The organism is Ruegeria sp. YTSA168 (genome assembly GCF_059610045.1).
Window position 1 is genome coordinate 68,636 of record NZ_JBXWMW010000001.1, and the last position, 13,592, is coordinate 82,227.

The window sequence follows — 13,592 nt, forward strand, 5'->3', positions numbered from 1 at the left end:
ATGCCCAAGGATCCCCAAACTGAGCCAGGACCTGGTCCGCGCCATGTGGCGATCATTATGGATGGTAATGGCCGCTGGGCGCAGGCACGTGGGCGACCCCGATTGTTCGGTCATCACGCTGGCGCGCGTCGCGTGCGCGAGGTGGTCGAAGCCTGTCCGGGGCTGGGGATCAAGTACCTGACCGTCTTTGCCTTTTCGACCGAGAACTGGAAACGAACTCAGGTCGAAGTGGCGGGGCTTATGAGCTTGTTTCGCCGCTATATCATCAAGGAAACCAAGACGCTGGCCGAAAATGGCATCCGCGTGCGGTTTATCGGGGATCGCGTTCGGCTGGATTCAAAGCTCATCGAGCTGATGGATTCTCTGGAAGAAGAAACCAAGAACAACGATCTGGTGCATTTGACCGTCGCCCTGAACTATGGCGGTCGGGATGAGGTTGCCCGCGCGACCAAACGGCTGGCGCGCGATGTGGCCGAAGGGCGATTGCATCCCGATGATGTGGACGAAGAAACGCTGCCCAAATACCTGGATACGCGGGTTCTGCCGGATCCTGATCTGGTGATCCGTACCAGTGGCGAGGCGCGTATTTCGAACTTTTTGCTGTGGCAATCCGCCTATTCTGAATACGAGTTCATCGACACGCTGTGGCCCGACTTCACCGCGGCCGAGCTGGAATGCCTGTGCAACAACTTTGGATCGCGCGAGCGGCGTTTCGGAGCAGTTATCGCATGAGCGATGGCCGATGGTCTGATCTGACGACGCGCGTTCTGTCTGCCATCGTGCTTGTCGCCATCGGTGCGATTGAGGTCTGGCTGGGCGGAATCTGGTTTGAAACCTTCATCGCGGTGGCCTGCGGGTTGATGGCTTGGGAGCTGGTTCGGATGATTGAGCCCGAGCGCGCAGGCATCGCCGTGCAATTGGGAGTTCTGACCTGCGCGGTGGTTTTTGGTGTCGCAGAGCTTTGGCGTTTTGAATTTTCGCAGGTTTACACGCTACCGATCATAGCCGCGCTTGCTTTGGTTTCTGCCGGGCAGGTCAAGCAATCGCGCGGGTTGTGCGCGGTGTTTATGCTGTGGATTGCCGGGGCAGGGCTGGGCTTTATCTCGATCCGAGAGACGATGGGCTTTACAGCGATGATCTGGCTGATTGCCTTGGTCGTGGCAACTGATGTGGCGGGATATTTCGTGGGCAAGGCCGTGGGTGGACCGAAGTTCTGGCCCAAGGTCAGCCCCAAGAAAACATGGTCTGGTACAGCAGGGGGCTGGGCAGCAGCTGCAATGGTTGGCATCCTGTTCGCCGTCCAGGGCGGGTTTGGCGTGATGTTCGTGGTGATTTCAGTACTGGCTTCGATGGCCAGTCAGGCTGGTGACATTGCTGAAAGCGCGGTCAAACGCAGGTTTGGGATCAAGGACAGCTCGAATCTGATCCCCGGCCATGGCGGGTTTCTGGACCGGTTTGATGGAATGATGGGTGCGGCGCTGTTCGTGCTTTTGGCGGGTTTGATCTATTCACCCGGGGCGATGTGATGCGCAAGGTTTCGATTTTCGGTGCGACCGGTTCGATTGGCCAGAACACAATTGATTTGATCGCGCGTGCGCCCGATCACTATGACGTTGTCGCCCTGACCGGGGGCACCAATATCGCTCAGCTGGCCGCAGATGCCCGTAAGTTACGCGCCGATATCGCTGTGACGGCTTATGAGGACCGGTTGCCCGACCTGCGCGATGCGCTGGAATGTTCAGGCGTCGAAGCGGCCGCTGGTGCGCAGGCGCTGTCCGAAGCGGCGGCGCGGCCTGCAGATTGGGTCATGTCAGCTATCGTGGGGGCGGCCGGGCTGGCCCCGGGGATCGAGGCGTTGAAGCAAGGCGCGACGCTGGCACTGGCCAACAAAGAAACGCTCGTTTGTGCCGGGGCCTTGGTGCTGGACACAGCCAAAACGCATGGCGCGCGCCTGCTGCCGGTGGACAGTGAGCATTCAGCTGTTTTTCAGGCACTTGTGGGCGAGGATATGGGCGCGGTTGAGCGGATCATCATCACAGCCAGTGGCGGGGCCTTTCGGGATTGGCCCGTCTCAGACTTGGCCAAGGCAACGGTTGAACAGGCCTCAAGCCACCCGAACTGGGATATGGGGCAGCGGATCACCATCGACAGCGCCTCGATGTTCAACAAGGCGCTTGAGGTGATCGAGACCAGAGAATTCTTTGGGGTAGACCCGCAGCGGATCGAAGTTCTCGTACATCCTGAATCTATCGTGCATGCGCTGGTTGGGTTTCGGGATGGTGCGGTGATGGCCCATATGGGCGCGCCCGATATGCGCCACGCCATTGGCTACGCGCTGCATTGGCCGCACAGACAGCGGCTACCGGTCGAACGGCTCGACCTGGCGGCGATTGGGCAGCTGAATTTTCAAAAGCCCGATCTGACTCGTTACCCCGCGCTCAAACTGGCGTGGGATGTCATGGAACGCGGAGGACTATCGGGCGCTGTTTTCAATGCCGCCAAAGAGCGGGCGCTGGATCACTTTATCGCGCGTCGGATCGGATTTCTGGACATGGCAGATTGTGTTGCCATGGTTCTGGACAGATTTGATGCGGAACAATGTCTTATTGATGCCCCTTTGACACTTGATAACGTACAGCAAACGGACCATCTGGCACGGCAATGGGCAGATGACGCCGTGCACAAACGAGCAGGATAGAATATTGGACGTACTTTCCCTGATCCCGCAATTCGGAAATTTGCTTTGGACGATTGTGGCCTTTGTGATCGCTTTGTCCGCCATCGTGGCTGTGCATGAATACGGGCATTACATCGTTGGTCGCTGGTCTGGCATTCATGCCGATGTGTTTTCCATTGGGTTCGGCCCGGTGTTGTGGAGCCGGTTCGACAAGCGTGGCACAAAATGGCAGATCGCGCTGCTGCCGTTTGGGGGCTATGTCAAATTCAAGGGTGATTCCAACGCGGCCTCGGGTAAGGACGAAGAGGCGATGGAAGAGATCGCCGAACAAAGCCCTGAAGAGCTGCGCAGTACCATGCATGGCGCGCCGCTTTGGGCCCGTGCCGCAACCGTTGCGGCTGGCCCAATATTCAATTTTGCCATGTCGATCATCGTTTTCGGGATGATCTTTTGGTCGCAAGGTGTGTCACGCGAACCTCTGACAGTGGGTGAATTGCAACCGTTGCCGGGAACCGTTCAGGGCCTTCAGGTGGGGGATGAGATCGTCGCCATTGCCGGTATCACGACACCGGATTTTGATGAGGAGAGCAACTGGAGCGAATTCACCGGGTCGCTGCCTGTTGAACCTGTTCTGGACTATACCGTAATCCGCGATGGTGAAACGCTGGATGTCGAAGCGCCTTGGTTGTTCCCACCGCTGATCCGTCAGGTTGCACCGCGCAGTGCCGCGATGGACATCCAGCTTGAAGCGGGGGATGTGATCACCGCCGTCAACGGGCAGCCAATCTTTGCCTTCGACCAGCTTAAGGAATTTGTCGAAAGCTCGGATGGTCGCGTATTATTGCTGAACGTTTGGCGCGACGGGGCTGATCTGGAATTTGCTCTGGCCCCACGGCGCACGGATGAGCCCCAGTCCGAAGGCGGCTTTATCACTCATTGGCGTATCGGGATCGTGGGCGGCATGATGCTGGAACCTGCGACTCAGCCCGCTGGCATTTGGGATTCGCTGACGGGCGGTGTCAGGCAGACCATCCGCATTATCGACGGATCGCTGTCGGGGATGTGGCACATGATCACCGGCGCGATCAGTACCTGCAATATCTCCGGCCCGATTGGCATTGCCGAAACCTCGGGTGCGATGGCCAGTCAGGGTGCGCAGAACTTCATCTTCTTTATTGCGGTTTTGTCGACCGCTGTTGGACTGCTGAACCTGTTCCCAATTCCGGCTTTGGATGGCGGGCACCTGGTCTTTTATGCTTATGAAGCCGTTGCCGGAAAGCCGCCCAGCGACCGGGCGCTCCGGATTTTGATGACGGTGGGAATCACCCTGATTCTCAGCCTGATGTTGTTTTCGGTAACAAACGATCTGTTCTGCTGATTGTGACGCCGCGCGCACAACAAAGCCGCATTCTTGCCTCAATCTGGCGTTAGTGTTTTTGCCAAATTGAGGGCCGACCATGACACAAGCACTGCGCAAATCCTATCAAAGCTTCAGCTTCCTGTTCATGTTGAACTGGGATGCATTGCTGAGTTTTGCGGTCACCGCTTTGGCCCTTGGTTTAGGTGCTTATCTGGCCGGTTTCTGATTCTGGCTCTGCGTATCGGCACAGTATGAGGGCGATCAAATGCCAGATGGGCGTTTTGGCCTTTTGACAAGCACATCCAGACCCGTTACTCAGCATTAAAGTCTTAGAATTCTGGGTTGAGATAAAAATGACCGACGGGCGAGGCGCGGGCACATCCTGCGGGGGGCGTAAGTCTTCAAACAAGATTTTGTGGCAAACGCTCACGTTTCTTTTCCTTTTTGTTGCGGCAAGTTTACTGGCAGTGCCAAACGTTGCGACCGCGCAAAGCTTTACGATCAATTCGTTTGACGTAGATGGAAACCGGCGTATTGAGACCGGCACGATCATCGCAAGAACCGGGATCGAACCGGGCCAGACGGTGACAAGCGGTCAGCTGAACGATGCCTATCAGCGTTTGCTTGACAGTGGTGTTTTTGAAACAGTCGAATTGACACCGCGCGGCACAACCCTGGTGATCGAGGTTCAGGAATACCCGACGATCAACCAGATCAGCATCGAGGGGAATCGGCGTGTCAAAGACGACGTCTTGCTCGAAGTGATTTCGTCGCAGCCCCGTCGTGTGTTCACGCCTCAGGCCGCCGAAGCGGATGCCGATCTGATCGCTGAAGTCTATTCGGCACAAGGTCGTGTGGCTGCGACCGCGATCCCCCGTATCATCCGCCGCAGCGAAAACCGGGTGGATCTGGTATTCGAAGTCTCTGAGGGCACCACGATTGAGGTGGAGCGTGTCAGCTTTGTCGGCAACCGCGCCTATTCCGACCGTCGCTTGCGCCGCGTGCTTGAGACGAAACAGGCCACCATTCTACGTACCTTTTTCCGCAGCGATACATTCATCGGTGACCGGATCGAGTTCGACAAGCAGGTCATTCGTGATTTCTACCTGTCGCGTGGCTATATCGACTTCCGTGTAAACAGTGCCAATGTTGAGTTCACCCGCGAACGCGATGCGTTTTTCCTGGTGATGAATGTAACCGAGGGACAGCAATTCTCATTCGGTAAGATCACCACTGTCAGCGAGATTCCAGGCGTGGACGCCGCAGCCTATCAGGCTGCGCTGAAAATCAAGCCGGGTGTTACGTATTCACCCACGCTGATCGAAAACTCGATCGCTCGGCAGGAACGGTTGGGCGTGAAACAAGGCGTCGATTTTCTGCGGGTCGAGCCGCGTGTCACCCGGAATGATCGCGACCTGACGCTGGATATCGAATTCGTCCTAAGCAAGGGCCCCCGCGTCTTTGTTGAAAGGATTGATATCGAAGGGAACACCACAACGCTGGATCAGGTGATCCGTCGCCAGTTCGACACGGTCGAAGGAGATCCGTTCAATCCGCGTGCGATCCGTCAGGCATCAGAGCGCATCAACGCTTTGGGTTTCTTCGCCACAGCAAGTGTTGAGCCGCGCGAAGGGTCAAGCCCAAGCCAGGTCATTCTGGACGTGGATGTTGAAGAACAGCCCACGGGTTCACTTTCGCTGGGCGGTAGCTACTCGGTATCGGACGGTATCGGGCTTGCTGTTGCGTTGAACGAATCCAATTTCCTTGGGCGTGGTCAGAATCTTGGTTTTTCCATCTCGACTGCGCAGGAATCCGAACAATACACCATCAACTTTGCAGAACCTTACCTGTTGGGTCGCAGATTGCGCTTTGATCTTGGGCTTGGTCTCTCGGGGACCAACTCTGGGTTTGCAAGCTACGATACCCAACGCCTGTTCTTTAATCCTCAGCTGACCTACTCAATCGGTGAGCTGTCCGCATTGCGCCTCCGATATGGTTGGGAGCGCAGTGAAATGACTCAGCAGGATGATGAAATCAACGGTGCCGTTATTTCATCTGAAATCGAGCAAGGTAAGCGTACGACAAGCTCTCTCGGTGTATCCTATGTATATGACAGCCGTATCGGTGGATTGAACCCCAATGCCGGCGTTTTGTTCGAGGTCGGCGTGGATGCCGCGGGTCTTGGCGGAGATAATCAGTTCTTCAAAACGACGGCCCGCGGGATTGCGCAGACGCGCGTGTTGAGTGAAGAGGTGACCTTGCGTGCGACGCTTGAACTTGGCGCTTTGCATTGGTCCGGAGATGATTTCAGCCGTACAGTCGACCGATTTCTGCTAGGGCCGAGTGTGTTCCGAGGGTTCGAACCTGCCGGTCTTGGCCCACGCGATCTGTCCAACGGTCAAGATGACGCTATTGGCGGCAATTATTACTGGGTCGCTCGCTTTGAATCCGATTTCCCATTGGGCCTGCCAGAGGAACTGGGTCTCCGTGGAGGCGTGTTCTATGATGTTGGGAACCTCTACAATATTGACAATGTGAACACAGCTGGCGCGAACATCGTTGGCGCAGATGGTTCAATTCGCCATGTCATTGGTCTTTCTGTCCTCTGGGAAACACCCTTCGGTCCGCTGCGGTTCAACTTCTCGAAAGCTCTAAAAAAAGAAGAATTCGACAAAGAACGGAGCTTCGACCTAACCGTTCAGGCAAGGTTCTGATCTTTCATGGCTGACCACGGTCTCAACCTTCTGCAGGGCCCCCTTCGGGCCCTGTGTGTTTTTCTGGCCTGTGTTTGGGCTCTCCCAAGCTCGGCGCAGCAATTGGGTGTGTCTCAAAACGTCGTAGTGACGATCTCCAGTGATCGCCTGTTTACGGAATCCCAGTTTGGTCAGCGCGTCTTGCGCGAGATTGAGCAGGAAGGTGCGTTGCTGGGCGAGGAAAATGAACGCATCATTGCTGAACTGAGCGCTGAAGAACAAATGCTTACCGAAAGACGTGGTGAACTGACACCGGAAGAATTTCGTCCGCTGGCGGAAGCCTTTGACACAAAGGTTCAGTCTCATCGCGCGGGGCAGCGTGCCAAACTGGACGCGCTGGCCCGTCTTAGCGAAGACAGTCGTCAAAGGTTCTATGAGTTGGCGCGTCCGGTACTGATCGATCTTTTGCAGGAAAGCGGCGGCTCGATCATTCTGGAACGCTCGAATGTGCTGCTCAGCTCGGACGCGTCGGACATCACCGATGTTGCGATAGACCGGATCGATGATGCAATCGGAGACGGAACCGGCCTGCAGGACGGCCAGGGCGAATAGACGGGTCCGCTTGCCCTTATGCGCCTGTATTGCTAACCACGCGAGAACTGAGACTTCCAAGACGGGATTTGTGACTTATGACCTCGGAAACCAAAAGCGCCGACATTCAGCTGATCCAGCGCATATTGCCGCATCGCTATCCGTTTCTTTTGGTCGACAAGGTGGTTGATATTGACGGCTATCAATCAGCCGTTGGTATCAAGAATGTCACCATGAACGAGCCGCATTTCCAGGGTCATTTCCCCGGTACTCCGATCATGCCAGGCGTCACCATCGTCGAAGCGATGGCGCAAACTGCCGGTGTCATGCTGGGCGTTGGCATGGACGTGATTGATACCGAACTGCTGATCTATTTCATGAGCATTGATAAGTGCAAATTCCGCCGCAAGGTTGTGCCTGGCGATGTTCTGGAGATGCATGTGGAAACCCTGCGCGGCAAGAAAGGCGGCAAGCTGTTCAAGTTCAACGGCCGGGCCACTGTCGATGGTGAAGTTGCCGCCGAAGCCGAGTTTTCGGCCTATGTTGATTGGGACATGGAAAAAACGGCATGAGCGGCATTCATCCCAGCGCAGTCATAGAAGAGGGCGCTCAGATCGGGCAGGGCTGCTCGATTGGCCCGTTCTGCCATATCGGGCCTCAGGTGCGGTTGGGCGATCGGGTGGAACTGAAATCACATGTTGTCGTGACTGGCGACACCTCTGTCGGTGACGATACGGTTATCTTCAACTTCTCGGTTATTGGCGAAATCCCTCAGGACCTGAAGTTTGGCGGCGAGAATACGCGGCTGGAAATCGGCCAGCGCAACCGGATACGCGAGCATGTGACCATCAATACCGGCACCGATGGTGGCGGTGGTGTGACGCGTATTGGTGACGATTGCCTGCTGATGGCGGGCGTGCATGTGGCCCACGATGTTCAGATGGGCAATCGGGTGATCATGGTGAACCATGCGGGTGCAGCCGGCCATTGTATCATCGAGGATGATGTGATCATCGGGGGTATTTCGGGCCTGCATCAATGGGTGCGGGTTGGTCGCGGTGCCATCATCGGCGCGCTGACCATGGTGCCCAATGACGTGATTCCCTACGGTCTGGTCCAGGCCCCACGCGGGGAACTGGACGGGCTCAACCTGGTTGGCCTGAAACGGCGCGGCGTTTCGCGCGAAGATATCTCGGCGCTGCGGGCGGCCTTCAAGGAACTGACTGTAGGTGATGGGACGTTTCAGGAGCGCGCCCATCGCGCGGGTGAAGGCACTGACAGTGAATATGTCCGGCGCATTGTTGAATTTGTGACCGGTGACACGGATCGTTCTTTCCTGACACCAAGGAAGTAAGCGCATGCTGGCTTTGATCGCAGGCACAGGTGTCTTGCCGGATGAGGTTGTGGCCGCTTTGGCGGAGCGCCCGTTGATCTGCGCGATGGAGGGGTTTGAGCCCGATACGCTCAGACCAGACATCGTGTTTCCGCTGGAACAGCTGGGCAGCTTTGTCGCCGAGTTGAACGCGCGCGGTGTAACTGCGCTTTGCATGGCTGGTGCAATTCAGCGACCGGGCGTCGATCCTGCGCGGATTGATGCGGCGACTTTGCCATTGGTTCCGATCTTGCAGAAGGCGATGACCTCTGGCGACGATGGCGCGTTGCGCGCGGTCATCGGTATCTTTGAAGATGCGGGCCTGACGGTCAATGCCGCTCATGAGATCGCACCGGAGCTGCTTCTGTCAGTTGGCTGCCAGACCGAGGCGCAACCATCTGAGGCAGATCTGGCCGATGCGGACCGGGCAGCCGGTGTTCTACGTGCCATGGGCAACGCCGATATCGGGCAGGCGTGCGCCGTGTCCAAAGGGCAGGCTTTGGCCGTTGAAAGCATTTTTGGCACCGCGTGGATGTTGCAATCCTTGACCCAACGTCCGGATGCAGGCGGCGGTATTCTGTTCAAAGCCCCAAAGCCTGCGCAGGATCGGCGGGTAGATTTGCCCGCAATAGGCCCCGAGACGGTGACCAGCGCCGTGGCAGCCGGATTGACCGGTATTGTCATTGAAAAGGGCGGTGTGATGGTGTTGCAGCGCGACCAAGTGATTGCCGAATGTAATCGTCTGGGTCTGTTCTTGTTCGTGCGCGAAAGGGCGGTTTGATGCGCGTCTTTCTGGTCGCCGGTGAACCTTCGGGCGACCGGTTGGGAGGTGCGCTGATGGAAGGGTTGAAGACCCTGCTTCCAGATGTGGAGTTTGACGGGGTCGGCGGGCCACTGATGCAGGCAGAGGGCTTGAACAGTCGGGTCCCGATGTCCGAGCTTAGCGTTATGGGCCTGGTCGAGGTCCTGCCCAAGTTCTTTCATCTGAAACGCCGGATCGCTGAAACCGCACAAGACGTGCTGGACACGCGGCCAGATGTGTTGATCACCATCGACAGCCCAGATTTCTCGCTGCGCGTGGCCAAGATCGTCAAGGCTTCCAGCAACATTCGCACCGTGCATTACGTGGCCCCAAGCGTCTGGGCCTGGCGTCCGGGGCGCGCGGACAAGATGGCCAAGGTGATCGACCACGTTCTGGCGTTGCTGCCCTTTGAGCCGCCCTATATGGAGCGCGCGGGGATGGAGTGTGATTTCGTGGGCCATCCGGTGGTGAACGAACCGGTTGCGTCCGAAAAAGACATCCAAGGATTTCGCGCGGATCATGATCTTGGCGACGCGCCCATCGTGCTGGCTTTGCCTGGCTCTCGGCGAGGTGAAGTCGAGCGGCTGGCCCCGATCTTCGGTGCGGCACTGGACCAGTTCCTGAAAGATCGTACCGACACCCGCGTCGTGGTTCCGGCGGTTGCACATATGGTCGATGCGGTTACGGACCACATCAAGTATTGGCCCGGTCGGCCGGTTGTTGTTGATCCGCGCAATTTGCCATCAAACGAGGCGCAGGTGCAGAAAAGAGCAGCCTTTGCCGCCGCCGATCTGGCATTGGCGGCCTCTGGTACGGTCTCGTTGGAATTGGCAGCTCAGGCGACGCCTATGGTGATCGCCTACAATCTGAACTGGCTAACCACGCTGATCGCCAAACGCATGGTCAAGCTGGATACGGTCACTCTGGTCAATCTGGTCTCGGACAGCCACGCAGTGCCTGAATGCTTGCTTGAAGACTGCATCCCCGAAAAGATCGCAGCTGCGTTGGAGCAGGTATCCACAGCGCCAGATACACAGGATCAAGCCATGGCAACGACTATGGAGCGGCTTGGGCGAGGCGGCGAGGCGGCGGGTCTGCGCGCAGCAAGGGCCGTTTTGAACAGAATGAACACGTGATGTTGGATCATGCGATCTTTGCTGCTTCAGCCTTTGTGGCGCAGATCTTGACCAATCTCGACAATCTTGCCGTCTTGGTTGCGCTAATGATGGTATCTGGTCCGCGCCGCGCCATTGCAGGGTTCCTGTTTGCGCAGATGATCGTGATCACCATCGCTTTCCTGCTGGCATTGGGGGTCGATGATGTGGTGCCGCACTGGGCAGGCTATTTGGGAGTGATCCCTTTGGGTCTTGGCTTCATCGGAGTTCTTCGCCAATTCCAGGGAGAAGAGACGCCGCAGGGCGCACACATATCTGCGGGTGCGTCGACCTTGGTGACCATGCTGCTGTTTGTCAGCCTGTCCATGGACACGTTTGCTGTTCTCGCGCCGCTCTTGGCGGATTCCACCCCGAGCTATCGCTTTGCCGGGGTCGCTGGGGCTGTAGCGGCGGCGCTTACCCTGTGCGCGCTTGCACTTTTGGGCGCACGCGCGCCAATCATGGCCGGAGGTTTGGCGCAACGGCTTGAGACGCTTGTGCCTTACGTGATGATCTGCGCCGGGATCTACATCCTCAGCAACTCATGGACTGACGCGATCTAGTACCCGCGCCAGATCCAACCACCGCCAAAGATGCGGCTGCCTTCATTGGCGTAGAACACACAGGCCTGACCCGGCGAGATCCCTTCCTCGGGCGTCAGCAGCTCCACCTCGGCGGTCGTGTCGGATAGCGGGCGGATAATCGCCTCACGCGGGGGGCGGGTCGAGCGGACTTTGACCGACAAATGCCATTCGCTGCGCGCGGTGAAGGGCTCATCCCCCAGCCAGTTGATCTCGCGCACCGGAATGGTTCTGGTCGCCAGCATTTCTTTGGGTCCGACGACAACCTGTTTCTTGTCCACGTCCAGCTTGACCACATAAAGCGGGTCGCTGAGGCCGCCGATGCCCAGGCCGCGGCGCTGACCGATCGTATAGTGAATGACACCATTATGCTGCGCCAATACGCGACCGTCGGCATGTACGATCTCACCCGGTTCCGCCGCGCCGGGGCGCAGTTTTTCGATCACGCTGGCATAGTCGCCGTTGGGCACAAAACAGATGTCCTGACTGTCGGGTTTATCCGCCACAGCCAGCCCATATTGCGCTGCCATTTCGCGCGTTGCGTGCTTTGAGGGCAGGTGCCCCAGAGGGAAGCGCAGAAAGTCCAACTGCTCGGGCGTAGTCGAAAATAGGAAATATGACTGATCGCGGTTCGCATCCTCGGCGCTGTGCAACTCCGGCCCATTCAAACCCATCTTTCGCTGGATGTAGTGGCCCGTGGCCATGCAATCGGCTTCAAGATCTTTGGCGGTTTCCAGCAGGTCCTTGAATTTCACCCTCTCATTGCAGCGGATACATGGAACAGGTGTCGCGCCGGCCAGATAGCTATCGGCGAATTCGTCAATCACCGCGTCTTTGAAGATGTTTTCATAGTCCAGAACGTAGTGCGGAAAGCCGCGTTCTTCGGCTACACGGCGCGCATCATGAATGTCGATTCCAGCACAGCACGCACCTTTCTTAGCCAATGCAGCGCCATGATCATAAAGCTGCAGGGTGACGCCGACCACGTCATAGCCCTGATCCGCCAGATAGGCGGCAACAACCGAGCTGTCGACACCGCCAGACATGGCAACCACCACTCGCGTTTCCGAAGGTGGTTTGGCAAAGCCAAGCGAATTGAGTTGGGTCTCGGCGGCGACGGCCATGGCGATTCCAGTCCGGGTTAAGAAAGACCGACAGAATATAGGAAAATTCTACACACTCTCAAGGGGCGGTTTCACGCCACATTAAGTAGGCTGATGGCAGCTTTGTCGCAGCAGGAAAAGGGTAGAAAGATGTATTTGCACAAAGTTGAAGGGCCGCGATCTGTCACCCTGCCGGATGGCACGGTTCTGTCGCGCGCCGATCTTCCGCCCGCCGATACACGGCGTTGGGTCGCGTCGCGCAAAATCATCGTTGTGCGCGGGGTTCTATACGGCCTGATCACCTTGTCTGATGCCAAAAAACGCTATGGCATCAGCGATGAAGAGTTCAATACGTGGGTTTCTGCCGTTGCCGAACATGGAATCGATGCATTGAAAGTAACCGCGCTAAAAAAATATCGACAACCTAAAGATGAAAGTGAATAAATGATTCAACGGTAACGCCAGATTAACCATTTTTGATCAGGTTTGAATTGAATTGAAGATTTTTGACCTGAATTGGAGCAGTGAAATGAGAATACTTCTTGTCGAGGATGATCCAACCACATCCAAAAGCATCGAATTGATGCTGACGCATGCAAACCTGAATGTATATGCGACGGATTTGGGGGAAGAAGGGATCGATCTGGCAAAACTCTATGATTACGATCTCATTTTGCTGGACTTGAATCTGCCGGACATGAACGGGCATGAAGTATTGCGCCAATTGCGGATCGCACGGGTGGAAACCCCGATCCTGATCCTGTCCGGGGCTGATGACACAGAAAGCAAGATCAAGGGCTTTGGATTTGGCGCGGATGATTATCTGACCAAACCGTTCCATCGCGAGGAACTGGTTGCCCGTATCCATGCGATTATCCGGCGTTCGAAAGGGCATTCGCAATCAGTGATCCATACCGGTCGGGTTGCCGTAAATCTGGATGCCAAAACGGTTGAGGTAGATGGCCAGACCGTGCACCTGACCGGCAAGGAATACCAGATGTTGGAGCTTTTGAGCCTGCGCAAGGGCACGACGCTGACGAAAGAGATGTTCCTGAACCACCTCTACGGTGGCATGGATGAGCCAGAGTTGAAGATCATCGATGTGTTCATCTGCAAACTGCGCAAGAAACTCAGCAATGCCACCGGTGGCGACAATTATATCGAAACAGTCTGGGGGCGCGGTTATGTGCTGCGCGATCCTCAATCCGACAGCATGGACGAGACCCGCATCGCGGTCGGCGCCTGACATCCGAACACTT

General features: G+C 56.7%; 15 protein-coding genes. 14 read left to right on the forward strand and 1 reads right to left on the reverse strand.

Translation table 11 applies throughout. The features are described from left to right. From uppS to AC2FFE_RS00405, 12 genes are all read left to right on the forward strand, one after another. On the forward strand, nt 1-732 hold the full coding sequence (gene uppS / locus AC2FFE_RS00350; RefSeq protein ID WP_496818368.1) for an undecaprenyl pyrophosphate synthase: 732 nt from the start codon (nt 1-3) through the stop codon (nt 730-732). Next, entirely contained in the window at nt 729-1,526 is a 798-nt protein-coding gene (locus AC2FFE_RS00355) for a phosphatidate cytidylyltransferase (RefSeq protein WP_496845560.1), read from the forward strand. Before uppS ends, AC2FFE_RS00355 begins: the two co-directional genes overlap by 4 nt. Continuing rightward, a complete protein-coding gene (gene dxr / locus AC2FFE_RS00360; protein ID WP_496845561.1) occupies nt 1,526-2,698 on the forward strand; it encodes a 1-deoxy-D-xylulose-5-phosphate reductoisomerase in 1,173 nt (390 codons plus the stop codon). Before AC2FFE_RS00355 ends, dxr begins: the two co-directional genes overlap by 1 nt. 4 nt (nt 2,699-2,702) lie before the next feature. Beyond that, complete coding sequence (gene rseP, locus AC2FFE_RS00365; protein ID WP_496818373.1) at nt 2,703-4,055, forward strand: RIP metalloprotease RseP; 1,353 nt, start codon at nt 2,703-2,705, stop codon at nt 4,053-4,055. A gap of 79 nt (nt 4,056-4,134) precedes the next feature. Then, complete coding sequence (locus tag AC2FFE_RS00370) at nt 4,135-4,263, forward strand: hypothetical protein (protein ID WP_496845562.1); 129 nt, start codon at nt 4,135-4,137, stop codon at nt 4,261-4,263. Nucleotides 4,264-4,390: 127 nt separating this feature from the next. Further along, the gene (gene bamA / locus AC2FFE_RS00375) at nt 4,391-6,751 is read left to right on the forward strand and encodes an outer membrane protein assembly factor BamA (protein WP_496818375.1); all 2,361 of its coding nucleotides are present in this window, start codon (nt 4,391-4,393) and stop codon (nt 6,749-6,751) included. A 6-nt stretch (nt 6,752-6,757) separates the two neighbouring features. Then, a complete protein-coding gene (locus AC2FFE_RS00380; RefSeq protein ID WP_496834382.1) occupies nt 6,758-7,342 on the forward strand; it encodes an OmpH/Skp family outer membrane protein in 585 nt (194 codons plus the stop codon). A 77-nt stretch (nt 7,343-7,419) separates the two neighbouring features. Next, nucleotides 7,420-7,893, forward strand: a complete 474-nt coding sequence (fabZ, locus tag AC2FFE_RS00385; RefSeq protein WP_496818377.1) for a 3-hydroxyacyl-ACP dehydratase FabZ — start codon at nt 7,420-7,422, stop codon at nt 7,891-7,893. Further along, entirely contained in the window at nt 7,890-8,675 is a 786-nt protein-coding gene (gene lpxA / locus AC2FFE_RS00390) for an acyl-ACP--UDP-N-acetylglucosamine O-acyltransferase (RefSeq protein ID WP_496818378.1), read from the forward strand. The genes fabZ and lpxA overlap by 4 nt, the downstream gene beginning before the upstream one ends. A gap of 4 nt (nt 8,676-8,679) precedes the next feature. Beyond that, complete coding sequence (locus AC2FFE_RS00395; protein WP_496818379.1) at nt 8,680-9,474, forward strand: LpxI family protein; 795 nt, start codon at nt 8,680-8,682, stop codon at nt 9,472-9,474. After that, entirely contained in the window at nt 9,474-10,631 is a 1,158-nt protein-coding gene (gene lpxB, locus AC2FFE_RS00400; protein WP_496845563.1) for a lipid-A-disaccharide synthase, read from the forward strand. The genes AC2FFE_RS00395 and lpxB overlap by 1 nt, the downstream gene beginning before the upstream one ends. Next, nucleotides 10,631-11,212 (forward strand): cadmium resistance transporter, encoded by a 582-nt coding sequence (locus AC2FFE_RS00405; RefSeq protein WP_496845564.1) that lies wholly within the window; start codon nt 10,631-10,633, stop codon nt 11,210-11,212. Before lpxB ends, AC2FFE_RS00405 begins: the two co-directional genes overlap by 1 nt. On the opposite strand, the gene mnmA is transcribed toward AC2FFE_RS00405, so the two are convergent. Continuing rightward, the gene (gene mnmA / locus AC2FFE_RS00410) at nt 11,209-12,354 is read right to left on the reverse strand and encodes a tRNA 2-thiouridine(34) synthase MnmA (RefSeq protein ID WP_496845565.1); all 1,146 of its coding nucleotides are present in this window, start codon (nt 12,352-12,354) and stop codon (nt 11,209-11,211) included. The genes AC2FFE_RS00405 and mnmA overlap by 4 nt on opposite strands. A gap of 129 nt (nt 12,355-12,483) precedes the next feature. On the opposite strand from mnmA, the gene sciP reads away from it, so the two are divergent. Further along, nucleotides 12,484-12,777 carry a CtrA inhibitor SciP gene (gene sciP / locus AC2FFE_RS00415; RefSeq protein ID WP_170536838.1) on the forward strand — a complete coding sequence of 98 codons (294 nt, stop codon included), beginning with the start codon at nt 12,484-12,486 and terminating at the stop codon, nt 12,775-12,777. A gap of 85 nt (nt 12,778-12,862) precedes the next feature. Further along, on the forward strand, nt 12,863-13,579 hold the full coding sequence (ctrA, locus tag AC2FFE_RS00420) for a response regulator transcription factor CtrA (protein WP_496818383.1): 717 nt from the start codon (nt 12,863-12,865) through the stop codon (nt 13,577-13,579). The last annotated feature ends 13 nt before the right edge of the window (nt 13,580-13,592 follow it).